20 protein-coding genes and 1 pseudogene are annotated in these 23,799 nt (G+C 67.1%); 15 read left to right on the top strand and 6 right to left on the bottom strand.

The genetic code is table 11. The features are described from left to right. Nucleotides 1-58 precede the first annotated feature (58 nt). The 7 genes from guaB (at nt 59) to PotMrB4_RS22660 (ending at nt 9,518) form a co-directional block, all read left to right on the top strand. Nucleotides 59-1,528: an IMP dehydrogenase gene (gene guaB, locus PotMrB4_RS22690; protein WP_044405951.1), complete on the top strand. Its 1,470-nt coding sequence runs from the start codon at nt 59-61 to the stop codon at nt 1,526-1,528. 98 nt (nt 1,529-1,626) lie between these two features. Beyond that, a complete protein-coding gene (guaA, locus tag PotMrB4_RS22685; RefSeq protein ID WP_044405949.1) occupies nt 1,627-3,207 on the top strand; it encodes a glutamine-hydrolyzing GMP synthase in 1,581 nt (526 codons plus the stop codon). 186 nt (nt 3,208-3,393) lie between these two features. Further along, nucleotides 3,394-4,413, top strand: a complete 1,020-nt coding sequence (locus tag PotMrB4_RS22680) for an iron ABC transporter substrate-binding protein (RefSeq protein WP_172434545.1) — start codon at nt 3,394-3,396, stop codon at nt 4,411-4,413. Between the two features lie 98 nt (nt 4,414-4,511). Then, complete coding sequence (locus tag PotMrB4_RS22675; RefSeq protein WP_232060875.1) at nt 4,512-5,993, top strand: ABC transporter permease; 1,482 nt, start codon at nt 4,512-4,514, stop codon at nt 5,991-5,993. Nucleotides 5,994-6,159: 166 nt separating this feature from the next. Further along, nucleotides 6,160-7,527: a multicopper oxidase family protein gene (locus PotMrB4_RS22670; protein WP_074970901.1), complete on the top strand. Its 1,368-nt coding sequence runs from the start codon at nt 6,160-6,162 to the stop codon at nt 7,525-7,527. 2 nt (nt 7,528-7,529) lie between these two features. After that, the gene (tadA, locus tag PotMrB4_RS22665; protein ID WP_172434543.1) at nt 7,530-8,021 is read left to right on the top strand and encodes a tRNA adenosine(34) deaminase TadA; all 492 of its coding nucleotides are present in this window, start codon (nt 7,530-7,532) and stop codon (nt 8,019-8,021) included. 240 nt (nt 8,022-8,261) lie between these two features. Beyond that, the gene (locus PotMrB4_RS22660) at nt 8,262-9,518 is read left to right on the top strand and encodes an aromatic amino acid transport family protein (RefSeq protein WP_044405941.1); all 1,257 of its coding nucleotides are present in this window, start codon (nt 8,262-8,264) and stop codon (nt 9,516-9,518) included. A gap of 60 nt (nt 9,519-9,578) precedes the next feature. Here PotMrB4_RS22660 and mltF read toward each other — a convergent pair whose 3' ends face one another. Then, nucleotides 9,579-11,039, bottom strand: a complete 1,461-nt coding sequence (mltF, locus tag PotMrB4_RS22655; RefSeq protein ID WP_044405939.1) for a membrane-bound lytic murein transglycosylase MltF — start codon at nt 11,037-11,039, stop codon at nt 9,579-9,581. A 211-nt stretch (nt 11,040-11,250) separates the two neighbouring features. Between mltF and purL the strand changes: the two genes are divergently transcribed. From purL to PotMrB4_RS22640, 3 genes are all read left to right on the top strand, one after another. Then, entirely contained in the window at nt 11,251-15,147 is a 3,897-nt protein-coding gene (gene purL, locus PotMrB4_RS22650) for a phosphoribosylformylglycinamidine synthase (RefSeq protein ID WP_142014979.1), read from the top strand. Beyond that, on the top strand, nt 15,131-15,439 hold the full coding sequence (locus PotMrB4_RS22645; RefSeq protein WP_325169983.1) for a CDGSH iron-sulfur domain-containing protein: 309 nt from the start codon (nt 15,131-15,133) through the stop codon (nt 15,437-15,439). The genes purL and PotMrB4_RS22645 overlap by 17 nt, the downstream gene beginning before the upstream one ends. Nucleotides 15,440-15,597: 158 nt before the next feature. Continuing rightward, on the top strand, nt 15,598-15,915 hold the full coding sequence (locus tag PotMrB4_RS22640; RefSeq protein ID WP_044405934.1) for a Nif3-like dinuclear metal center hexameric protein: 318 nt from the start codon (nt 15,598-15,600) through the stop codon (nt 15,913-15,915). Nucleotides 15,916-15,974: 59 nt separating this feature from the next. Here the strand turns inward: PotMrB4_RS22640 and PotMrB4_RS22635 are convergent, their stop codons facing one another. Continuing rightward, complete coding sequence (locus PotMrB4_RS22635; RefSeq protein ID WP_044405932.1) at nt 15,975-16,478, bottom strand: L,D-transpeptidase family protein; 504 nt, start codon at nt 16,476-16,478, stop codon at nt 15,975-15,977. Nucleotides 16,479-16,512: 34 nt separating this feature from the next. Continuing rightward, nucleotides 16,513-17,067: an NUDIX hydrolase gene (locus PotMrB4_RS22630; RefSeq protein ID WP_044405930.1), complete on the bottom strand. Its 555-nt coding sequence runs from the start codon at nt 17,065-17,067 to the stop codon at nt 16,513-16,515. A 152-nt stretch (nt 17,068-17,219) separates the two neighbouring features. On the opposite strand from PotMrB4_RS22630, the gene PotMrB4_RS22625 reads away from it, so the two are divergent. The 5 genes from PotMrB4_RS22625 to PotMrB4_RS22605 all read left to right on the top strand — a co-directional run bounded on the left by PotMrB4_RS22625 (nt 17,220) and on the right by PotMrB4_RS22605 (nt 20,561). Then, nucleotides 17,220-17,822: a CoA pyrophosphatase gene (locus PotMrB4_RS22625; protein WP_044405928.1), complete on the top strand. Its 603-nt coding sequence runs from the start codon at nt 17,220-17,222 to the stop codon at nt 17,820-17,822. Between the two features lie 22 nt (nt 17,823-17,844). Beyond that, nucleotides 17,845-18,369, top strand: coding sequence for a gamma carbonic anhydrase family protein (locus PotMrB4_RS22620; RefSeq protein WP_172434542.1), 525 nt, complete (start codon nt 17,845-17,847; stop codon nt 18,367-18,369). Next, a complete protein-coding gene (locus tag PotMrB4_RS22615) occupies nt 18,369-18,560 on the top strand; it encodes a DUF1289 domain-containing protein (protein ID WP_170832296.1) in 192 nt (63 codons plus the stop codon). Before PotMrB4_RS22620 ends, PotMrB4_RS22615 begins: the two co-directional genes overlap by 1 nt. Before the next feature lie 61 nt (nt 18,561-18,621). Then, nucleotides 18,622-19,803, top strand: coding sequence for a formate-dependent phosphoribosylglycinamide formyltransferase (gene purT, locus PotMrB4_RS22610; protein WP_107331818.1), 1,182 nt, complete (start codon nt 18,622-18,624; stop codon nt 19,801-19,803). Nucleotides 19,804-19,847: 44 nt separating this feature from the next. After that, the gene (locus PotMrB4_RS22605) at nt 19,848-20,561 is read left to right on the top strand and encodes an SGNH/GDSL hydrolase family protein (RefSeq protein WP_394354007.1); all 714 of its coding nucleotides are present in this window, start codon (nt 19,848-19,850) and stop codon (nt 20,559-20,561) included. On the opposite strand, the gene PotMrB4_RS22600 is transcribed toward PotMrB4_RS22605, so the two are convergent. From PotMrB4_RS22600 to PotMrB4_RS22590, 3 genes and pseudogenes are all read right to left on the bottom strand, one after another. Further along, nucleotides 20,558-21,874 carry an MFS transporter gene (locus PotMrB4_RS22600; RefSeq protein WP_172434540.1) on the bottom strand — a complete coding sequence of 439 codons (1,317 nt, stop codon included), beginning with the start codon at nt 21,872-21,874 and terminating at the stop codon, nt 20,558-20,560. The genes PotMrB4_RS22605 and PotMrB4_RS22600 overlap by 4 nt on opposite strands. A gap of 253 nt (nt 21,875-22,127) precedes the next feature. Beyond that, nucleotides 22,128-22,790, bottom strand: a pseudogene (locus PotMrB4_RS22595) (transporter associated domain-containing protein); the annotation flags it as partial. Between the two features lie 154 nt (nt 22,791-22,944). Next, nucleotides 22,945-23,745: a cytochrome C assembly family protein gene (locus PotMrB4_RS22590; RefSeq protein WP_074970922.1), complete on the bottom strand. Its 801-nt coding sequence runs from the start codon at nt 23,743-23,745 to the stop codon at nt 22,945-22,947. Nucleotides 23,746-23,799 lie beyond the last annotated feature (54 nt).

Here is a 23,799-nt window from a genome sequence, read left to right as displayed (position 1 = left end):
CGTGCGCAGCTGGGATATAATGCCGCGCTTCCAATTTTCCCGCCTGGGAGCCCCCGCCATGCTGCGCATCAGCCAAGAAGCCCTTACCTTCGACGACGTACTCCTGATCCCGGGGTATTCCGAGGTCCTGCCGAAGGACGTCAGTCTCAAGACCCGACTGACCCGTGGCATCGAACTGAACATTCCCCTGGTATCCGCCGCGATGGATACCGTGACCGAAGCCCGGCTGGCCATCGCCATGGCTCAGGAAGGCGGCATCGGCATCGTTCACAAGAACATGACCATCGAGCAGCAGGCTTCCGAGGTCCGCAAGGTCAAGCGTCACGAGACCGCCATCGTCCGTGACCCGGTCACCGTCACCCCTTCCACCAAGATCCTCGAACTGCTGCAGATCGCCCGCGAGTGCGGCTTCTCCGGCTTCCCGGTGGTGGAAGAGGGCGAGCTGGTCGGCATCGTCACCGGTCGCGACCTGCGCGTGAAGCCGAACGTCGGCGACACCGTGGCAGCGATCATGACCCCCAAGGACAAACTGGTCACCGTCCACGAGGGCACCCCGCTGGACGACATCAAGGCCAAGCTCTACGAGAACCGCATCGAGAAGATGCTGGTGGTGGACGAGAACTTCTACCTGCGTGGTCTGGTCACCTTCCGTGACATCGAGAAGGCCAAGACCTACCCGCTGGCCTCCAAGGACGAGCAGGGCCGCCTGCGCGTCGGCGCAGCGGTCGGCACCGGCGCCGACACCGGCGAGCGCGTCGCAGCCCTGGTTGCCGCAGGCGTCGACGTGGTGGTGGTGGACACTGCCCACGGCCACTCCAAGGGCGTGATCGACCGCGTTCGCTGGGTCAAGGAAACCTACCCGCAAGTCCAGGTGATCGGCGGCAACATCGCCACCGGCGAAGCCGCCAAGGCCCTGGCTGAGGCCGGCGCCGATGCGGTCAAGGTCGGCATCGGCCCGGGCTCCATCTGCACCACCCGTATCGTCGCCGGCGTCGGCGTACCGCAGATCTCCGCCATCGCCAACGTTGCCGCCGCTCTGGCCGGCACTGGCGTTCCGCTGATCGCCGACGGCGGCATCCGCTTCTCCGGCGACCTGTCCAAGGCCATCGTGGCCGGCGCGTCCTGCGTGATGATGGGCTCCATGTTCGCCGGTACCGAAGAGGCGCCGGGCGAGGTCGAGCTGTTCCAGGGCCGCTCCTACAAGGCCTACCGCGGCATGGGTTCGCTGGGTGCCATGGCGCAGTCCCAGGGCTCGTCCGACCGCTACTTCCAGGACTCCGCCGCCGGTGCCGAGAAGCTGGTGCCGGAAGGCATCGAAGGCCGCGTGCCGTACAAGGGCAGCCTGACCGCCATCGTCCACCAGCTGATGGGCGGCCTGCGCGCCTCCATGGGCTACACCGGCTGCGCCACCGTCGAAGAGATGCGCACCAAGCCGCAGTTCGTGCGCATCACCGGTGCCGGCATGGCCGAGTCCCACGTGCATGACGTGCAGATCACCAAGGAAGCGCCGAACTACCGGGTCGGCTAACTGACACTTCACTGGAGCTGGAGGCTGGGGGCTGGACGGACAGGGTTTCGTCCAGCCTTCAGCCTTCAGCGTTTCAGCCACTTTCCCAGGGGAAGCACATGGCTCATCAAGACATCCACGCTCACCGCATCCTGATCCTCGACTTCGGTTCCCAGTACACCCAACTGATCGCCCGCCGCGTTCGCGAGATCGGCGTGTACTGCGAGATCCACCCGTTCGACATGGAAAACGATGCCATCCGCGCCTTCGCGCCCAAGGGCATCATCCTTGCCGGCGGCCCGGAGTCGGTGCATGAGGCCAACAGCCCGCGCGCCCCGCAGGCGGTGTTCGACCTCAACGTCCCGCTGTTCGGCATCTGCTACGGCATGCAGACCATGGCCGAGCAACTGGGTGGCAAGGTGCAGGGTTCCGACCTGCGCGAATTCGGCTACGCCCGTGTCGACGTGGTCGGCAAGGCGCGCCTGCTGGACGGCATCGAAGATCACGTCGACGCGGACGGCCTGCTGGGCCTGGACGTGTGGATGAGCCACGGCGACAAGGTCACCGCCATGCCCGAGGGTTTCCACATCCTCGCCAGCACCCCGAGCTGCCCCATCGCCGCCATGGCCGATGACGCCCGTGCCTACTACGGCGTGCAGTTCCACCCGGAAGTGACCCACACCAAGCAGGGCGGCCGCATCCTTTCCCGTTTCGTGCTGGACATCTGCGGCTGCGCCGCGCTGTGGACCCCGTCGAACATCGTCGAAGACGCCATCGCCACCGTGCGCGCCCAGGTGGGCAGCAACAAGGTGCTGCTGGGCCTGTCCGGCGGCGTCGACTCCTCCGTGGTCGCGGCCCTGCTGCACAAGGCCATCGGCGACCAACTGACCTGCGTCTTCGTCGACAACGGCCTGCTGCGCCTGCACGAAGGTGACCAGGTGATGGCCATGTTCGCCGAGAACATGGGCGTGAAGGTCATCCGCGCCAACGCCGAGGACAAGTTCCTGGGCCGCCTGGCCGGCGTTGCCGACCCGGAAGAGAAGCGCAAGATCATCGGCCGCACCTTCATCGAGGTCTTCGATGAGGAAGCCACCAAGCTGCAGGACGTGAAGTTCCTCGCCCAGGGCACCATCTACCCGGACGTGATCGAGTCGGCCGGCGCCAAGACCGGCAAGGCCCACGTGATCAAGTCCCACCACAACGTCGGCGGCCTTCCGGAAGACATGCAGTTCGAACTGGTCGAGCCGCTGCGCGAGCTGTTCAAGGACGAGGTGCGCAAGATCGGCCTCGAACTGGGCCTGCCCTACGACATGGTCTACCGCCACCCGTTCCCGGGCCCGGGTCTGGGCGTGCGCATCCTCGGCGAGGTGAAGAAGGAGTACGCCGACCTGCTGCGTCGCGCCGACCACATCTTCATCGAGGAGCTGCGTGCCTTCGACTGGTACCACAAGACCAGCCAGGCCTTCGTGGTGTTCCAGCCGGTGAAATCCGTGGGCGTGGTCGGTGACGGCCGTCGCTACGCCTGGGTCGTCGCCCTGCGCGCCGTGGAAACCATCGACTTCATGACCGCGCGCTGGGCGCACCTGCCCTACGAGCTGCTGGAGAAGGTTTCCAACCGCATCATCAACGAGATCGAAGGCATCTCCCGCGTCACCTACGACGTGTCGAGCAAGCCGCCGGCGACCATCGAGTGGGAGTGATCCAGCTCCCCTGATCGCTGGATGAACGAAGGCGCGGACCGCTCAGGCGATCCGCGCCTTTTTCGTGTGGTGGCCCTGCGACCGTCCCTCGCCTGATGCCTTGTGTCGCAGACATTTCTTGAGAATGAGCAGCAGTTGATCCGTATAATCATTACAGATCATTGCTGAGTTCAGAGGAGTGGTTACATGTCGGTACGTCTCGCAACTGCGTTGGCCCGCGCCTGTGGCGCCGGCCTGCTGTCCCTCGGCCTGCTGCTGCCGCTGGCGGCCCGCGCCGATGACGCAGTGACCCTGACCCTCTACAACGGGCAGCACGAAGCCACCGGCAAGGCCGTGGCCGAGGCCTTCACCAAGGCCACCGGCATCCAGGTGCGCATCCGCAAGGGTGGTGGTGGCCAGTTGGCCAACCAGATCGCCGAGGAAGGCGAGCGCTCGCCCGCCGACATCATCTACACCGAGGAAGCGCCGCCGCTGATCAAGCTGGCCAACCAGGGTCTGCTGGCCAAGGTGGACGAGGCACTGCTCAAGCAGGTCGAGCCGCAGTACGCCGACCCTGCTGGCCACTGGATCGGTGTCACCTCCCGGGTCCGCGTGCTGGCCTACAACCCCAAGGAGCTGGGCGACCAGCCCCTGCCGCAGAGCGTGCTCGATGTCGCCGATCCGGAGTGGAGCGGCAAGATCGCCTTCGTACCCAGCAGCGGTGAGTTCCTCGGCCAGGTGGCCGCGATCATCAAGCTGCAGGGCCGCGAGAAGGCCGAGGAGTGGCTGACCGGCCTGAAAGCCTTCGGCTCCACCTACACCAACAACGTCATCGCCATGAAGGCGGTGGAGAATGGCGAAGTCGCCGCCGCCCTGATCAACAGCTACTACTGGATGGCGCTGAAGAAGGAGAAGGGCGAGCTGAACAGCAAGCTGCACTACTTCGCCGATGGCGATGCCGGCGGCCTGGCCAGCGTGTCCGGCGTGGCCGTGGTGAAGGCCAGCAAGCACCCGAAGGAGGCCCAGCAGTTCGTGGCCTTCATGCTCAGCGAAGAAGGCCAGAAGGCCATCCTCAGCCAGTCGGCCGAATACCCGGTGAACCCGAAGGTGCCGGCTGATCCGCTGCTCAAGCCCTACGACCAGCTGCGCCCGCCGAAACTCAGCGCCTCCGACATCGGCCTGGCCGAGGACGCCCTGGAACTCGAACGCGAGGTCGGGCTGAACTGATGCACGCCGAAGCCGTCGACCCGGCGCTGCCGGACACACCCTCGCTGGTGCCCAGCCGCCGGCGGCGCGCGCCGCCGATCTGGCTGCAGGTGCCGGTCATGGCGCTGCTGCTGGTGGCGGCCCTGCCACTGTTCTACGTGGCGGTGCGCAGCTGGGAGTCCGGCTGGCACACCGCCTGGCAGCTGCTGTGGCGGCCCTTCGTGTTCCACCTGCTGGGCAACACCCTGAAGCTGATGGTGGCGGTCACCGCCGGCTGCGCGCTGCTCGGCCTGGCGCTGGCCTGGTGCGTGGAGCGCAGCGACCTGCGCGGTCGCCGGCAGTGGAACGTGCTGCTCTGCCTGCCGTTCGCCATCCCGGCCTTCGTCGCCGGCTTCAGCTGGATTTCCCTCAGCCCGCTGTTCGAGGGGCTGTGGGGCACGGTGCTGGTGATGGTGCTGTCCAAGTACCCGCTGGTGTACCTGCCGGTGATGGCCACCCTGCGTAACCTCGACCCGGCCCTGGAAGAGTCCGCGCGCATGCTCGGCTACACCCGGCGCCAGGTGTTCTGGCGGGTGACCCTGCCGCTGCTGCGCCCGGTGCTGATGGGCACCAGCCTGCTGGTGGCGCTGCACATGCTGGTGGAGTTCGGCGCGCCGTCGATCATGCGCTACCAGACCTTCACCACCGCCATCTATCAACAGTTCGAACTGGAGTTCAGCAACGCCAACGCGGCGATGCTCTCCGCCCTGCTACTGGCCTTGTGCATGCTGCTGATGGGCCTGGAGCTGCGCCTGCGTGGCCGTGGCCATGCACGCACCGGGCAGGGCGTGGCGCGGCGCATCGCGCCGGTGCGCCTGGGGCACTGGGACTGGCTGGTGCAGGGGGTATTGGTGGCCCTGGTGGTGGTGGGTTCGCTGGTGCCGCTGGTGACCCTGGGCTTCTGGATTCATGAAGGCAGCTCCGCCGCCTTCCCGCTCGGTGACATCCTCCGCACCCTCGGCTCGTCCCTCTATCTTTCCTTCGGCGGGGCGCTGATCAGCTGCCTGCTGGCCCTGCCGGTGTGCCTGGTGGTGGTGCGCTACCACGGGCGCCTGGCGCGCCTGGCGGATCGCCTGCCGTACCTGCTGCATGCGCTGCCGGGGCTGGTCATTGCGTTGTCCCTGGTGTTCTTCGCACTGGGCTATGCGCCGTCGCTGTACCAGACCACCCTGTTGTTGCTGGTGGCCTACGCCCTGCTGTTCATGCCCATGGCCCAGTCGCCGTTGCGGGTGGCCCTGGAGAAGGCCTCGCCACAACTGGAGGAAGCCGCCCGGACCCTGGGTCAGACGCCGTTCCTGGCCTTCCTGCGGGTGACCTTGCCGATCATCTTCCCGGCCATCGGTGCCGGCTTCGTGCTGGTGTTCCTCGATTGCATGAAGGAGCTGACCGCCACCCTGATCCTCGGCCCCACCGGGCTGGACACCCTGGCGACCGCCGTGTGGTCGCACACGGCCAACCTGGAATACGCCGCGGCGGCGCCCTATGCGGCGCTGATCGTGCTGGTGTCCGGCCTGCCGGTGTACCTGCTCACCACGCGCGCCTACCTCGGGCGCCGTGGCTGATCCCGCTGTGGCATCGCGCCACGGCGGGCGGCCGCCCCGCAAGGGGAGGGCTGTGCGAAAATGCGCGACCTGCGAGCGGCCCCCGGGCCGCGATGATGAGGCCGCCAACAGAGTGGCCGCGTAACGCCTGATGGGCCCGATGCCTTACTGACAGGAGCCTGCACCCGTGTCATTCACCCGCAGACAGATTCTCGGTGGCCTCGTCGGCCTCGGCGTGGTCGGCCTTGGTGCCGGTGGCGCCGCCCGCTATTGGCTGGGCCGTTCCCTCGATGCCAAGACCCACGATTACGAACTGATCGCCGCCCCCTTCGACCTCGAACTGGTCCCCGGCCACACCACCCCCGCCTGGGGCTATGGCGGCCAGGCGCCGGGCGTGGAACTGCGCTCGCGCCAGGGCGACTGGCTGCGGGTGCGCTTCATCAACAAGCTGGACGAGCCCACCACCGTTCACTGGCATGGCATCCGCCTGCCGCTGGAGATGGACGGCGTGCCCTATGTGTCGCAGTTGCCGGTGTTGCCGGGCGAATACTTCGACTACCGCTTCCGCACCGACGATGCCGGCAGCTTCTGGTACCACCCCCACGAGTCCAGTGCGGTGCAGCTCGGGCGCGGGCTGGTCGGGCCGTTGATCGTCGAGGAGCGCGAGCCGTCCGGCTTCCGTCATGAACAGGTGCTCTCGCTGAAGACCTGGCATGTGGATCAGGAAGGCGCTTTCACCGCCTTCAGCGTGCCCCGCGAGGCCGCGCGCGAAGGCACCCGGGGCCGGCTCACCACCATCAACGGCAAGCCCACGCCGACCCTCGACCTGCCGGCCGGGCAGGTGGTTCGCCTGCGCCTGCTGAACCTGGACAGCACCATCACCTACCGGCTCAACCTGCCGGGTGCCGAGGTGCGCATCTACGCCCTGGACGGCCACCCCATCGAGCCGCGCCCGCTGGGCAAGGAATACTGGCTGGGCCCGGGCATGCGCATCGAGCTGGGCATCAAGGTGCCGGAGGCGGGGCAGGAGCTGTCCATGCGCAACGGGCCGCTGCGCCTGGCCACCCTGCGCAGCGTGCCGAGCAACGAGCCGGCCGGTGACTGGCCGGCTGCACTGCCGCCGAACCCGATTCCCGAGCCCGACCTGGCCAAGGCCGAGACGCTGAGCTTCCGCTTCGAGTGGGCGGCCACCCTGGTCAGCGCTGCCGGCAAGCCCAGCAACTACTGGCAGATCAACGGCAAGGCCTGGGACATCAACGACAAGACCTGCGCCGACCGGCCCATCGCGACCCTGAAGAAGGGGGGGCACTACATCTTCGAGCTGCGCAACATGGCCCAGTACCTGCACCCCATCCACCTGCACGGCATGTCCTTCAAGGTGCTGGATTCGGACCGCAAGTCGATCATCCCGTACTTCACCGACACCTACCTGCTGGGCAAGAACGAGACCGCGCGCATCGCGCTGGTGGCGGATAACCCCGGTGTGTGGATGTTCCACTGCCACGTGATCGACCACATGGAAACCGGCCTGATGGCCGCTATCGAGGTGGCCTGACCGTGCGCCAGCCGATGTTCATCGACCGCAGCCAGGACGAGCGCTTCATGCAGGAAGCGCTGGTCCTGGCCGCCGAGGGTGCGGCCCTGGGCGAGGTGCCCGTGGGCGCGGTGGTGGTGCACGACGGGCAGGTGGTTGGGCGCGGCTTCAACTGCCCCATTTCCCGCCACGACCCCAGTGCCCATGCCGAGATGGTGGCGATCCGCGACGCGGCCCAGGCGCTGGAGAACTACCGGCTGGTGGGGGCCACCCTCTACGTCACCCTGGAGCCCTGCAGCATGTGCGCCGGGCTCATCGTCCACTCGCGGATCGCCCGGGTGGTCTACGGTGCCACCGAGCCGAAGGCCGGGGTGGCGATCAGCCGTGGCCAGTTCTTCGAGCAGGCCTTCCTCAATCACCGGGTGCTGGTGGAAGGCGGGGTGCTGTGGGAGGCCTGCAGCGAACTGCTGTCCGGTTTCTTCCAGGCCCGGCGCGCCGCCCGTCGGGAGAGCTGAGGGCCTGCGACCAAGGTCGCAGGCTGTCAGCCTTGTCCTACAGAAATGCTGTGGTAAGGTGCGCGGCCGCCAGAAGTGGCGTCCTAGAGCGGTTCTTTGGTGAATCGAGCTGGGAGGTTGCATTGCCAGGAGGCGCCCGCAGTACCGTTGTCCCGCAGTGCCCGTTTTCGACGATGACGCAAGGCCGTGGCAGTTCGGTGTGGCCCTCCTGATCCGTTGAATGTTGTCGAGGGTGCTGTGATGAGTGAAACGCAAGTGCGGTCCCACCTCGGGGCGGCGGAAGAGGGCGCAGTCGATGCGTCCGGGCTGGAGGTCAAGCGACTGACCTTCCTCGAAGCGGTGGCCATGATCGTGGGCACCAACATCGGCGCCGGCGTGCTGTCCATGGCCTACGCCAGCCGCAAGGCCGGCTTCATGCCGCTGTTGCTGTGGCTGGCGGTGGCCGGCGTGTTCACCACCATCTCCATGCTCTACGTCTCCGAGACGGCCCTGCGCACCCGCACCCACTCCCAGTTGAGCGGCCTGGCCCAGCGCTACGTGGGCTCGTTCGGCTCCTGGGCGATCTTCCTGTCGGTGGCGGTCAACAGCATCGGTGCACTGATCGCCTACATGAGCGGCAGCGGCAAGATCCTCGCGGCCTTCCTCGGCATCAGCCCGGCGGTGGGCAGCCTGGTGTTCTTCATTCCGGCTGCGCTGGTGCTCTACCTGGGCCTGGGTGCCATCGGCAAGGGCGAGAAGTTCATCAGCATCGGCATGGTCAGCATGATCGTACTGCTGGTGGTGGCGACCCTGCTCAACGAGCACACCGACGTGGCGCGCCTGCTGGAAGGTGACTGGATCTACATGGTGCCGGTGTTCAACATCGCCGTGTTCTGCTTCTCCGCGCAGTACATCGTCCCGGAAATGGCCCGAGGGTTCAGCCATGCGCCGGAGCAACTGCCGAAGGCGGTGATCACCGGTATGGTGCTGACCTTCTGCCTGCTGGCCATCGTGCCGATGTCGGTGATCGCCCTGACCGGCCTGGACGGCCAGACCGAGGTGGCCACCCTGGCCTGGGGCGAGGCGCTGGGCCAGTGGGCGTTCTACACCGCCAACACCTTCGCCCTGTGCGCCATGCTCACCTCCTACTGGGGCCTGGGCGGCAGCTTCCTGACCAACATCTTCGACAAGTTCCATGCCCTCGGCTCCGAGTCCCAGCCCAAGACCCGCCTGGTGGTGCTGGGCATCGTCTGCGTGCCGCCCTTCGTGCTCGCGTACAGCGGCATGGTCGGCTTCGTGAACGCCCTGTACTTCGCCGGTGCCTTCAGTGGGGTGATCCTCTCCATCATGCCGATCCTGATGCTGCGCTCGGCCCGCCGCCAGGGTGACCTGCAGCCGGCCTGGTCCTGTGGCTGGATCGCCCACCCGGCCATCCAGGTGGTGATCGTGATGATCTACCTGGCCAGCGCGGCCTATGCGATCTGCAGCGCGCTGAACCTGCTGCCTTCGGGTTGGTAAGGCCCCAGGTACGAGAAAGCCCGGCATCTGCCGGGCTTTTTTGTGGGGGCGGTTCGAGTATCAGAGCTTCTCGTTGGCACCGTCCGCCGGCGGCGTCTTGTCGATGCCCGGCACATGGAGACTGCCCTCGGCCACTTCGGTGCCTTCCATCTGCGGCTGGGTCACCCAGGTGAGGATGTCGTAGTAGCGGCGGATGTTCTGCACGAACTGCACCGTCTCGCCGCCCCGTGCATAGCCGTAGCGGGTCTTGCGGTACCACTGCTTCTGCGAGAGGCGCGGCAGCATCTGCTTCACGTCGAGCCACTTGTTGGGGTTCAGGCCTTCGGCTTCCGCCAGCTTGCGGGCGTCGCCCAGGTGGGCGATGCCGATGTTGTAGGCGGCCAGGGCGAACCAGGTGCGATCCGGCTCCTTGAGGTCGTCCGAGAGGCCTTCCTTGATCATAGCGAAGTACTTGCTGCCGCCGCCGATGCTCTGGCGGGCGTCCAGCCGGTTGGACACGCCCATGGCCTTGGCGGTGTCCTGGGTCAGCATCATCAGGCCGCGCACGCCGGTCTTGGAGGTGGCGGTGGGCTGCCAGAGCGACTCCTGGTAGCCGATGGCGGCCAGCAGGCGCCAGTCCACCTGGTTGCTCTGGGAGGCCTGGCGGAAGTGCTGTTCGTACTTGGGCAAGCGTTGCTGCAGGTGCTTGGCGAAGGTGTAGGCGCCGACGTAGCCAAGGACGTCGACATGGCCGTAGTAGCGATCCTTCAGGCGCTGCAGGGTGCCGTTCTGCTTGGCCTTGTCGAGGAAGCCGTTGACCTGGTCGAGCAGGCTGTTGTCTTCGCCGGGGGCGACGGCCCAGGCCAGGTTGCTGGCGTCGCCCAGGTCGAAGGCGACGCGCACGTTGGGGAAGTAGACCTGGTTCATGGCCAGTTCGTTGGAGTCCACCAGGGTCAGGTCGATCTGGCCTTCATCCACCATGCGCAGCAGGTCGACGATCTCGACTTCGTCGGATTCCTCGTAGTTCAGCTCCGGGTACTGGGCCTTGAGGGCGGCGAGCTGTTCGGCATGGCTGCTGCCCTTGAGCACGAGGATGCGCTGGCCCACCAGGTCTTCCGGGCGGGTAGGGCGGCGTTCGCCGTTGCGGTAGATGACCTGGGGGGTGACCTCCAGGTACGGGTGGGAAAAGCGCACCTGGCGCTGGCGGGCATCGCTGGCCACCAGGCCGGCGGCGGCCAGCACCGGGCCCTTGGCCTGGCCGAGGCGGCCGAAGAGGTCGTCGATGTTGTCGGCGGTCTCGATTTCCAGGCGCACGCCCAGGTCATCGGCGAAGCGCTTGACCAGTTCGTACTCGAAACCGGTTTCGCCGTTGCGGTCCTGGAAGTAGGTGGCCGGGCTGTTGCGGGTGACCACGCGTAGGACGCCCTCCTCCTGGATGCGCTCGAGGGTATTGGGCTGTTTGCAGCCGCCGAGCAGCAGGAGGATTCCGGTCGCCATCAGCCACAGGGCACGGCGCGTGCGGAACACGGGTGGGGTGAACATCGGCGCAGTATACGCAAACGCCGTTTCTTGCCATATCTCGACAGCGAGATTCTTCTCTGCTAACCGAAACGGCTTGAGGCGCCGTGGGACGGGGAATACAGCGTCCTCAGAGCCTGCTGTCGTCCCGCCTTGTCGAAGGTGCCGAAAAGAGGTCCTTTAGGCTAGAATGCACGGCCTCCAAGTACACCCCTTCCCAGAGGCTGTCCCGACGATGTTGATCCTGCGCGGTGCCCCCGCCCTTTCCGCCTTCCGTCACGGCAAACTGCTCGAGCAACTGACCCAGAAGGTACCCGCCGTCTCCGGTCTGTACGCCGAGTTCGCCCACTTTGCCGAAGTCACCGGCGTGCTCGACGCCGCTGAGGAGAAGGTGCTGGCACGGCTGCTCCAGTACGGGCCGAGCGTACCGGTGCAGGAGCCCGCAGGGCGCCTGTTCCTGGTGGTCCCGCGTTTCGGCACCATTTCGCCCTGGTCCAGCAAGGCCACCGACATCGCCCGCAACTGCGGCCTGGCGAAGATCCAGCGCATCGAGCGCGGCATCGCCTATTACGTCGCCGGCCAGCTGTCGGACGCCGATGCACAACTGATTGCCAGCGTCCTGCACGACCGCATGACCCAACTGGTGCTGGGCGAGCTGGAAGCCGCGTCCGCCCTGTTCAGCCATGCCGAGCCCAAGCCGCTCACCGTGGTGGACGTCCTGGGTGGCGGTCGCGCCGCCCTGGAGAAGGCCAACGTCGAGCTGGGCCTGGCCCTGGCCGATGACGAGATCGATTACCTGGTGAAGAGCTTCAACGAAATGGGGCGCAACCCCCATGACGTCGAGCTGATGATGTTCGCCCAGGCCAACTCCGAGCACTGCCGCCACAAGATCTTCAACGCCAGCTGGGACATCGACGGCCAGGCGCAGGAGAAGAGCCTGTTCGGCATGATCAAGAACACCTACGAGATGAACCGCGAAGGCGTGCTGTCCGCCTACAAGGACAACGCGTCGGTCATCGAGGGCTTCACCGCCGGCCGCTTCTTCCCCGACCCGGCCACCCGCCAGTACGGCGCGACCGAAGAGCCCGTGCATATCCTGATGAAGGTGGAGACCCACAACCACCCGACCGCCATCGCCCCGTTCCCCGGTGCCTCCACCGGCTCCGGTGGCGAGATCCGTGACGAAGGCGCCACCGGTCGCGGTGCCAAGCCGAAGGCGGGCCTGACCGGCTTCACCGTTTCCAACCTGCAGATCCCCGGCTTTGAACAGCCCTGGGAGAAGCCCTACGGCAAGCCCGAGCGCATCGTCACCGCGCTGGACATCATGATCGAGGGCCCGCTGGGCGGTGCCGCATTCAACAACGAATTCGGCCGCCCTGCGCTGAACGGCTACTTCCGCACCTTCGAGCAGGCGGTCCAGTCGCCACGTGGCGAAGAAGTGCGTGGCTACCACAAGCCGATCATGCTGGCTGGCGGCATGGGCAACATCCGTGCGGACCACGTGCAGAAGGCCGAGATCTCCATCGGCGCCAAGCTGATCGTCCTCGGTGGCCCGGCCATGCTCATCGGCCTGGGTGGTGGCGCCGCGTCCTCCATGGCCACGGGCGCCAGCTCCGCCGACCTGGACTTCGCCTCCGTGCAACGCGACAACCCCGAGATGGAGCGTCGCTGCCAGGAAGTGATCGACCGCTGCTGGCAGCTGGGCGCCGAGAACCCCATCAAGTTCATCCACGACGTGGGTGCCGGCGGCATCTCCAACGCCCTGCCGGAGCTGATCAACGACGGCGGTCGTGGTGGTCGCTTCGAACTGCGCGCCGTGCCCAACGACGAGCCGGGCATGAGCCCGCTGGAAATCTGGTGCAACGAGTCCCAGGAGCGCTATGTGCTCTCGGTCGACGCCGCTGACTTCGAGCGCTTCAAGGCCATCTGCGAACGCGAGCGCTGCCCCTTCGCGGTGGTCGGCGAGGCCATCGAGGAGCCGCACCTCACCGTGGCCGACAGCCACTTCGGCAACAAGCCGGTGGACATGCCGCTCAACGTGCTGCTGGGCAAGCCGCCGCGCATGCACCGCAGCGTCACCCGTGAAGCCGAGCAGGGCGATGACTTCGACGCCACCACCGTTGCGCTGGAAGACGCCGTGTCCCGCGTGCTGCGCCACCCGGCCGTGGCCAGCAAGAGCTTCCTGATCACCATCGGCGACCGCACCATCACCGGCCTGGTGGCCCGCGACCAGATGGTCGGCCCCTGGCAGGTGCCGGTGGCCGACTGCGCCGTGACCGCCACCAGCTTCGACGTCTACACCGGCGAAGCCATGGCCATGGGCGAGCGCACCCCGCTGGCCCTGCTGGATGCCCCGGCGTCCGGCCGCATGGCCGTCGGCGAGGCCATCACCAACCTGGCGGCGGCACGCATCGAGAAGCTTTCCGACATCAAGCTGTCCGCCAACTGGATGGCCGCTGCCGGCCACCCCGGCGAAGACGCGCGCCTGTACGACACGGTCAAGGCCGTGGGCATGGAGCTGTGCCCTGCGCTGGGCATCACCATCCCGGTGGGCAAGGACTCCATGTCCATGAAGACCCGCTGGCAGGACGAGGGTGTGGACAAGTCCGTCACCTCGCCGCTGTCCCTGGTCATCTCCGGCTTCGCCCCGGTGCAGGACGTGCGCCGCACCCTGACCCCGCAGCTGCGCCTGGACAAGGGTGACACCGACCTGATCCTCATCGACCTGGGCCGTGGCCAGAACCGCATGGGCGGCTCGATCCTCGCCCAGACCTACGCCAAGCTCGGCCAGGCCGCGCCGGACGTGGATGATGCCGAGGACCTGAAGGCCTTCTTCGCGGTGATCCAGGGCCTGAACCAGGACGGCCTGCTGCTGGCCTACCACGACCGTTCCGACGGTGGCCTGATGACCACCGTGCTGGAAATGGCCTTCGCCGGCCACTGTGGTCTGGACCTGCAACTGGACGCCCTGGCCGATGCCGCCGCCGAGCTGCCGGCCGTGCTGTTCAACGAGGAGCTGGGTGCCGTCATCCAGGTCCAGCAGGGCGCCACCGCCGAGGTGCTGGCCCAGTTCAGCGCTGCCGGCCTGGGCGATTGCGTGGCGGTGATCGGCCGTCCGCTCAACAGTGCCAGCGTCGCCATCGCCTTCAATGGCGAGGCGGTCTTCACCGGCGAGCGCCGCATGCTGCAGCGCCAGTGGGCCGAGACCAGCTACCAGATCCAGCGCCTGCGGGACAACGCCGTGTGTGCCGACCAGGAGTTCGACGTTCTCCTCGACGAAGAGAACCCCGGCCTGAGCGCCAAGCTGTCCTTCGACGTCAACCAGGACATCGCTGCGCCCTACATCAAGAAGGGTGTGCGTCCCCAGGTGGCGATCCTGCGTGAGCAGGGCGTCAACGGCCAGGTGGAGATGGCAGCGGCGTTCGACCGTGCCGGCTTCTCGGCCATCGACGTGCACATGAGCGACATCCTCGCCGGTCGCATCAGCCTCGAAGACTTCAAGGGCCTGGTGGCCTGCGGTGGCTTCTCCTACGGCGACGTGCTCGGCGCCGGCGAGGGCTGGGCCAAGTCCATCCTCTTCAACGCCCGTGCCCGCGATGGCTTCCAGGCCTTCTTCGAGCGCAAGGACAGCTTCGCCCTGGGCGTGTGCAACGGTTGCCAGATGATGTCCAACCTGCACGAGCTGATCCCCGGCACCGAGTTCTGGCCGCACTTCGTGCGCAACCGCTCGGAGCAGTTCGAGGCGCGCGTCGCCATGGTGCAGGTGCAGGAGTCGGCCTCGATCTTCCTGCGTGGCATGGCCGGTTCGCGCATGCCCATCGCCATCGCCCACGGTGAAGGCCATGCCGAGTTCGAGAGCGAGGAAGCCCTGCTGGAAGCGGACCTGTCCGGTTGCGTGTCCCTGCGCTTTGTCGACAACCACGGCAAGGTCACCGAGAGCTACCCGGCCAACCCCAACGGCTCGCCCCGTGGCATCACCGGCCTCACCAGCCGCGACGGCCGCGTGACCATCATGATGCCGCACCCGGAGCGCGTGTTCCGCGCCGTGCAGAACTCCTGGCGCCCGGACGAGTGGCAGGAAGACGCCGGCTGGATGCGCATGTTCCGCAACGCGCGTGTCTGGGTCGACTGACGACCCTGCCGGTCCTCCTCTCCCGGCCCCGGGGGAGGAGGGCAGGCTGCCCGAAGTGCGCCAGGTCGAGCCTGGCGTGCGCCTCCTGCTCTGCCGCTGTGGGCATTCGCCCCGGCTTCCCGACTGTCCCCTCGATTGTCGACAAGGGCTCGCCTTCCAGGCCGAACGCCCGCGTATCCTCCTGCTCTGTCGTTGTGGTCGATCCCGTCGCCTGCCCTGGTGCGATGGCAGCCATGCGCCCGAAGCCGTCGGTTTCAAGGCGCGTTGGCGGCGCTTCTGGGCCGGACGGTGAACCGTCGTTTTTTCCGGACCCGGCTGAACGCGACACCTTCCCGTTAGTCGAATGGCGGGTCGATTCCACGGATTCATAAAATCTTGGCGGACGGCCTCGATTAAGTGGCATCATCGTGCCATCACTGTCCAGCCTGTAATTTCCTGACGGAGTTATTGATGTACAAGCTGTGCTTCTATGTGCCGGAGTCCCATGTCGAACCCGTCAAGCAGGCGGTCTTCGCAGCGGGTGGAGGGCGCATCGGCGCCTATGACAGCTGCTCCTGGCAGGCCCTGGGTCAGGGGCAGTTCAGGCCCCTCGACGGTGCCGATCCGTTCATCGGCCAGGTGGGGCAGGTCGAGCACCTGCCCGAGTGGAAGGTGGAGATGGTGGTGGCCGACGAGCTGATCCACGATGCGGTGCGGGCCCTGAAGAAGGCCCATCCCTACGAGACCCCGGCCTTCGAGGTGTGGCGGTTGTCGGACCTGGTGTTTTGAGCTGCTCGACCAGGCATGAAAAAGGCGCCTTCAAGGCGCCTTTTCTATTGGGGCTGGGCTCAGGGGCGGATCTCGATCAGCGTCCCGTCCTTCACCAGGCTCCAGATCTCGCGCATGTCGGCGTTCTTCATGGCGATGCAGCCTTCGGTCCAGTCGAGGGTGTGGAAGTACCACTCGGGGTACTCCTCGTCCAGCGGGGTGCCGTGGATCATGATCATGCCGCCCGGGGGCACGCCCTTCTCGCGGGCCAGTTTGGCGTCGCGGGCGTTGGGGTAGGAGATGTGCATGGCCAGGTTGTACTTGTCGCTGGTCTTGCGCCAGTCGATCCAGTAGAAGCCCTCGGGGGTGCGCTGGTCGCCCTCGCGCAGCTTCGGCCCGTTGGGCTGCTTGCCCAGGGAGATGCGGTAGCTCTTGAGGATGTCGCCGCGATTCATGAGCAGCAGCTTGCGCTCGGACTTCACCACCAGCACCTTGTCGATGGGCTTGCCGCCCAGGGCGGGTGCAGCGCTGGCGTGGGAAAGGGTGGTGAACAGGAAAACAAAGGCTAGGAGCATCCAGCGCATCTACAGCATCCCCGGGAACACGTGTTGGCAGCGATCAGGCTTTCTTGTCATGGGCCACCAGAGGGGCCAGCGGTTCGTTGCGCACCGGGTAGACCTGCTGCACCCGGTCGGCGAAGAAGCATTCTAAGGTACGGCCCACAGTGGGAAAAGCCAGCTCGGACCAAGGGATCTCGTGCTCGTGGAACAGCCGCACCTCAAGGCTTTCCTCGCCGGCGGCGAAGTCCAGGTCGGTGAGGTCGGCGAGGAACAGGGTGTAGACCTGGCTGATGTGGGGCAGGTCGAACAGCGTGTACAGGCGCAGGTTGTGGACCCGGGCGCAGGCCTCCTCGGCGGTTTCCCGGGCGGCGGCCTGTTCCATGGTCTCGCCGTTCTCCATGAAGCCGGCCGGCAGCGTCCAGTAGCCACGGCGGGGCTCGATGGCCCGGCGGCACAGCAGCACCTGCTGGCCCCAGACCGGCAGGCAGCCGGAGACGATGCGCGGGTTCTGGTAGTGCACCGTGTCGCAGGCATCGCAGACGTGACGCAGGCGGTTGTCGCCCTGGGGGATGCGTTGCACCACGGGGGTGCCGCACTGGCTGCAGAACTTCATCGGGGGCCCTCGGTTGGAGGTCGTCATCTTGGCGCGCCGGCCAGGGGCTCGGCAAGCGGGGCGGGTGGCCGGATCGAAGGGCGGAACGGGGCTTGGGGGCCCCTGGCGGTTCGTGCCATGATGCCCGGCACAACAAGAGACCGAGACCTTCCATGCTGGATGAGCTTCTCCGCCGGGTGCGGAGCCATTCCCCCACCGACCTGCCCATCGAGCGCAGCTTTCCCGAAGCGGCGGTGCTGGTGCCGGTGACCCGCAGCGACGACCCCGAACTGATCCTGACCCTGCGCGCCAGTGGCTTGTCCACCCATGGCGGCGAGGTGGCCTTTCCCGGCGGACGACGTGACCCCGAGGACCGCGACCTGATCCACACCGCCCTGCGCGAGGCGGAAGAGGAGATCGGCCTGCCGCCAGGCCTGGTGGAAGTGGTCGGGCCCTTGAGCACCCTGGTGTCCCGCCACGGCATCAAGGTCACGCCCTATGTCGGGCTGGTGCCCGATTACGTCGAGTACCACGCCAACCGGGGCGAGATCGACTCGGTGTTCAGCGTGCCGCTGTCGTTCTTCCGTGATGACCCCCGCGAGGTCACCCACCGCATCGACTACCTCGGGCAGAGCTGGTACGTGCCCAGCTATCACTACGACGGGTACAAGATCTGGGGCCTCACCGCGATCATGGTGGTGGAGCTGGTCAACCTCATCTTCGATGCCGGCATCGAGCTGCGTGAGCCGCCGGAGTCCTTCGTCAAACTCACCTGAGTCCCGCATACAGGAGCGCCTGATGAAATACCGCCTGGGCAACGCCCGTGTCGAAACCCATCCCGACAGCTGGATCGCCCCCGACGCCTCGGTGATTGGCAAGGTGCGCCTGGATGCGGGCGCCAGCGTCTGGTTCGGTGCCGTGCTGCGCGGCGACAACGAGCTGATCCACATCGGCGAGCACAGCAACGTGCAGGACGGCGCGGTGATGCACACCGACATGGGCTACCCGCTGACCCTCGGCAAGGGGGTCACCGTCGGTCATAACGCCATGCTCCACGGCTGCACGGTCGGTGACTACAGCCTGGTCGGCATCAATGCGGTGATCCTCAACGGGGCGAAGATCGGCAAGTACTGCATCATCGGCGCCAACGCGCTGATCGCCGAGGGCAAGGAAATACCCGATGGCTCGCTGGTGATGGGCTCTCCCGGTAAAATCGTCCGTGAGCTGACCGAGCCACAGAAGAAAATGCTCGAAGCCAGTGCCGCCCACTACGTACACAACGCCCAGCGCTATGCCCGCGAGCTGGTCGAACAGGAAGACTGATGGAAATCGAACGCCCCGTACCGTCCCCTTGCGTACACGTCTGTGCGCTGGACGATGACGATACCTGCCTCGGGTGCCAGCGCAGCATTGATGAAATCAGCCGCTGGGGGCGCATGGACAACACCGAGCGCCGCGAGGTCCTGGCCCGCTGCCTGGAGCGCGCGCGCGACAAGGGCCAGTTGATGGCCTGACCCTTCCAGGCGCCGGTCGCGCCGGCGCCTCACCGACTCTTCATCCTTCGAGGAAACACCGATGCCCCGTATTGGAACCCCGCTGTCGCCGAGCGCGACCCGTGTACTGCTCTGCGGCTCTGGCGAGCTGGGCAAGGAAGTGGTGATCGAACTGCAACGCCTGGGCGTTGAAGTCATCGCCGTGGACCGCTACGAGAACGCACCGGCCATGCAGGTCGCCCACCGCAGCCACGTCATCAGCATGCTGGACGGCGAGGCCCTGCGCCGTGTCATCGAGCTGGAAAAGCCGCACTACATCGTGCCGGAGATCGAAGCCATCGCCACCGCCACCCTGGTGGAGCTGGAGGCCGAGGGCTACACCGTCATTCCCACTGCCCGTGCCGCGCAGCTGACCATGAACCGCGAGGGCATCCGCCGCCTGGCGGCCGAGGAACTGGGCCTGCCCACCTCGCCCTACCACTTCGCCGACACCTTCGAGGACTACCGCGCCGCCGTGGCCAGCGTCGGCTACCCCTGCGTGGTCAAGCCGATCATGAGCTCCTCCGGCAAGGGCCAGTCCGTGCTGAAGAGCGACGCCGACCTGCAGACCGCCTGGGACTACGCCCAGGAAGGCGGCCGGGCTGGCAAGGGCCGGGTCATCGTCGAGGGCTTCATCGACTTCGACTACGAGATCACCCTGCTCACCGTGCGCCACATCGGCGGCACCACCTTCTGCGCGCCCATCGGCCACCGCCAGGTGAAGGGCGACTACCACGAGTCCTGGCAACCCCAGGCCATGAGCCCGAAGGCACTGGCCGAGTCCGAGCGCGTGGCCAAGGCCGTGACCGAGGCACTGGGCGGCCGTGGCCTGTTCGGCGTCGAACTGTTCGTAAAGGGCGACCAGGTGTGGTTCAGCGAAGTCTCGCCGCGCCCCCATGACACCGGCCTGGTGACCCTTATCTCCCAGGACCTCTCCGAGTTCGCCCTGCACGCGCGCGCCATCCTCGGCCTGCCGATCCCGGCCATCCGCCAGCAGGGGCCGTCGGCTTCCGCCGTCATCCTGGTGGAAGGCAAGTCCGGCGAAGTCAGCTTCGGCAACCTCGCCGCCGCACTGAGCGAGCCGGACACCGCGCTGCGCCTGTTCGGCAAGCCGGAAGTCGATGGCCAGCGCCGCATGGGCGTAGCCCTGGCGCGTGACGAGTCCACCGACCTGGCCCGCGCCAAGGCGACCCGTTCCGCCCAGTCGGTCGACGTCAAGCTGTGAGCCGCTGGGCCGGGGCACTCTGGTGGGCATCGGCGATCACGCTGATGCCCCTCATGCTGCCCCTCGCCCTGCATACCCGGCGCACCGCTCTGCGCCTGCCGCCGGCAGCAGGCCCCGAGCAGGGGGTGGCGGGCGCGGGGTTCGCCGGTGAACCGCTGCGGCTGCTGGTGATCGGCGAGTCCACCGTCGCGGGTGTCGGAGTCGACCTGCTCGAACGGGCACTTCCGGGGCAACTGGCCAATGCGCTGTCGCGCCGCCTGGAGCGCCCGGTAGCCTGGCGGGCCTGTGGGGAGAACGGCATCACCGCCGTGGAGGCCTGCGAGCGCCTGTTGCCGCAGGTGGTCGACGAGGCACCCGACCTGGTGGTGATGGCCTTCGGCGTCAACGACACCACCCATTTCACTTCGCGATCCCGCTGGCGCCAGGCGCTGGAAGGGCTGGGCAGGCCCTTCCTCCAGCGTGGCGCCTGCGTGGCGTTTTCCGCCGTGCCGCCGCTCGGTCACTTCCGGGCCTTGCCCTGGCCGTTGCGCCTGCTGCTGGGCTGGCGTGCGCGTTTGATGGACCGGGTGCTGGCGGAGACGACCAGCCCCATGGGCGCCCTTCATTGCACCGCCACCCTGGCGATGCGCTCCGACTACCTGGCGATCGACGGCTACCACCCGTCCGAGCTGGGCTGCGAGATCTGGGCCGGCCTGCTGGCCGACCGCCTGTGGCTCGAGATGGTGCCGCAACCGCCCTTGGCTGCGGCAGCCGGTTAACGCGGGCCGGAGAGGTCCCGGTCGCGAGTCTCCTTCAGGCACAGCACCGCCAGCAGACTGAGCAGCGCCGCTGCCGATACATAGCCCCCCACCCATGACAGGCCGCCAAGGCTGACCAGCTTCTGGGCGAAGAACGGCGCCACCGAAGCGCCCACGATGCCCCCCAGGTTGTAGGCCGCCGACGCGCCGGTGTAGCGCACCGGGGTGGGAAACAGCTCGGGCAGCAGCGCGCCCATGGGGGCGAAGGTCACCCCCATCAGGAACAGCTCCAGGCTGAGGAACAGGGTCACCGAAAGGGTGGAGCCCTGGGTCAGCAGTGGCTCCATGGAGAAACCGGAGAGGATCGCCAGCACGCAGCCGCCGATCAGCACCGGCTTGCGCCCGAAGCGGTCGCTGAGCCAGGCCGAGAGCGGGGTGGCCGCCGCCATGAACAGCACCGCGAAGCACAGCATGCCGAGGAAGCTCTCGCGGCTGTAGCCGAGGCTCGCCACGCCGTGGCTGAGGGAAAACACCGTGGAGATGTAGAACAGCGCGTAGCACACCACCATCGCCAGGGCGCCCAGCAGGATCGGGCGCCAGTGGCCGGCAAAGGCTTCCACCACCGGCAGCTTCACCTGGCGATGCTGGGCCAGGGCCTGGGCGAAGACCGGGGTTTCCTCCAGCTTCAGGCGCACATAGAGACCGACCATCACCAGCACGGCACTGAGCAGGAAGGGAATGCGCCAGCCCCAGGCCCGGAACTGCTCGTCACTGAGCAGTAGAGCCAGGGAGAGGAACAGGCCGTTGGCGGCGAGGAAACCGATGGAGGGGCCGAGTTGCGGGAACATGCCGAACCAGGCGCGCTTGCCCGGTGGCGCGTTCTCGGTGGCCAGCAGCGCCGCACCGCCCCATTCGCCCCCCAGCCCCAGGCCCTGGCCGAAGCGCAGCAGGCACAGCAGGATCGGTGCCCAGGCGCCGATGCTGTCGTAGCCGGGCAGCACACCGATCAGGGTGGTGGACACACCCATCAGCAGCAGGGAGGCCACCAGGGTCGACTTGCGTCCGATACGGTCGCCGAAGTGCCCGAACAGGGCCGAGCCCAGCGGCCGCGCGAGGAAGGCGATGCCGAAGGTGAGGAAGGCCGAAAGCATCTGCGCCGTCGGCGAGCCCTGGGGGAAGAACACCGGGCCGATTACCAGGGCGGCGGCGGTGGCGTAGATATAGAAGTCGTAGAACTCGATGGCCGTGCCGATGAAGCTGGCCGTGGCGACGCGGGCGGGTGAGTTCGCGGGAGGCGTGGTGGCCGGAGTCTCGGTGCAGGCAGTGGAAGTCATGCGGTTGTCCCCTGGCGGGCGTCGGCACGGGCGACGCCCCTGGTATTGGCGTGTGGACTGAGGGGCTGGGGCGAGGTCGGCGGATAGCCGGCTTCAGGGCCTTGCGACTGCTCCGTTGCGGCGGGTGGCGACAGGGCAGGGTGGTCTCAGGTGGCCGGGTCTGGCCGTGGCGGGGGCGGGTAGCCGGTGCGCGAGAGGGGCTGGATGAGCCGAGGGCGATTATAGAAAGGCCGGGAAAAAGCCGGCAAGGCGGTCAGGTTCGCCAGGCGCGCACACGCTGGATCCGGTTCTCGCCGGATTCGAGGATTTCCAGGCGGTAGCGGCCGATCTTCAGGCAGGCGCTGGCATCGGGCAGTTGTTCCAGGGCTTCGGTGATCAGGCCATTGAGGGTCTTGGGGCCGTCGCACGGCAGGTGCCAGCCGAGCAGGCGGTTGAGCTCGCGCAGGTGCAGGCTGCCATCGAGTTCGTAGCTGCCGTCCTCGGCCGGGGTAATGGTGCGGGTGGGGGCGAAGTCCTCCAGGCTGCCGAACTCGCCGATCAGCTCCTGGAAGATGTCCTCCAGGCTCACCAGGCCGATCACATCGCCGTATTCGTCGACCACGATGGCGACGCGGCGCTGCTCCTTCTGGAAGTTCACCAGCTGGGTCAGCAAGGGCGTGCTCTCGGGGATGAAGTAGGTTTCGCGGCACACGCCGAGCAACTCGTCGGCGGTGATCCCGGTCTTGGGCAGCAGCCGCGCCACCTGGCGCATGTGCAGCATGCCTTCCACCTGGTTGATGTCCTCGCGGTACACCGGCAGGCGGGTGTGGGTGGTGGCCCGCAGTTGTTCCAGGATGCGCTCCGGCGACTGGGCGATGTCGATGCCCTGGATCTCGCTGCGCGGAACCATGATCTCGCTGATGGTGACCCGTTGCAGGGCGCGGGTCAGCTCGTGGGGCAGGCGTTGCTGGGGGCTCTCGTCTTCCTGGATGCGCTCGGGAGCCGGCTTGCGGCGCGCCAGCACCCAGGCGCCTGCCGAGGCGATCAGCAGGCCGAGGATCAGGCCAAGGAGGAGGCCGGGGGCGGGCATCTCAGATGTGCAGGATGAATTCGCGGACCAGCTTGCTGCCGAAGTAGGCCAGCATCAGCAGGCAGAAGCCCGCCAGGGTCCAGCGGATCGCCTTGTGGCCACGCCAACCCAGCTGGTGGCGGCCCCAGAGCAGCACGGCGAACACCACCCAGGCGAAGCAGGAAAGGATGGTCTTGTGCGCCAGGTGCTGGGCGAAGAGGTTCTCGACGAACAGCCAGCCCGAGATCAGTGACAGCGACAGCAGGCCCCAGCCGGCCCAGAGGAAGCCGAACAGCAGGCTTTCCATGGTTTGCAGGGCGGGGAAGTTGCGGATCAGCCCGGACGGGTGCTTGTGCTTGAGCTGGTGGTCCTGGAGCAGCAGCAGCAGCGACTGGAACACGGCGATGGTCAACATGCCGTAGGCCAGGATCGACAGCAGGATGTGGGCGAGGATGCCCGGCTCCTCGTCGATCGGCTGCACCGTGCCCGAGGGCACGAAGATCGCCAGCAGCACCGTGAGCGCGCCAAGCGGATACAACAGCAGGAGCAGGTTCTCCACCGGCATGCGGCTGCAGGCCAGGAGTGTGAGGCCGATCACGGCGGCGGCGATGAGGCTCGCGGCGTTGAAGAAGTCGAGGGTCAGGCCGGCCGGGGCGATGAGCTGGAAGAACAGCGCGGTGGCGTGGCTGATCAGGGCCAGCAGGCCGAGCACGGCGAGCATGCGCTTGTCCGGCGTCTTGCGCTCGCGCAGGCGAAGGCCCTGGTGGATGGCGCCGCCTACATAGAGGAAGGCAGCCAGGAGGCTGGGCAGCAGAGGGTGCATAAGTCCTTGTAAGGCAAGCCCGAAAGGCGCTGAGTGTGGCACAGAACGGCGTGC

Origin of the sequence: Metapseudomonas otitidis, from assembly GCF_011397855.1 — a bacterium.
In the GTDB taxonomy this organism is placed as follows: Bacteria; Pseudomonadota; Gammaproteobacteria; order Pseudomonadales; family Pseudomonadaceae; genus Metapseudomonas; species Metapseudomonas otitidis.
This window is presented reverse-complemented; position numbering and strand designations above follow the sequence as displayed.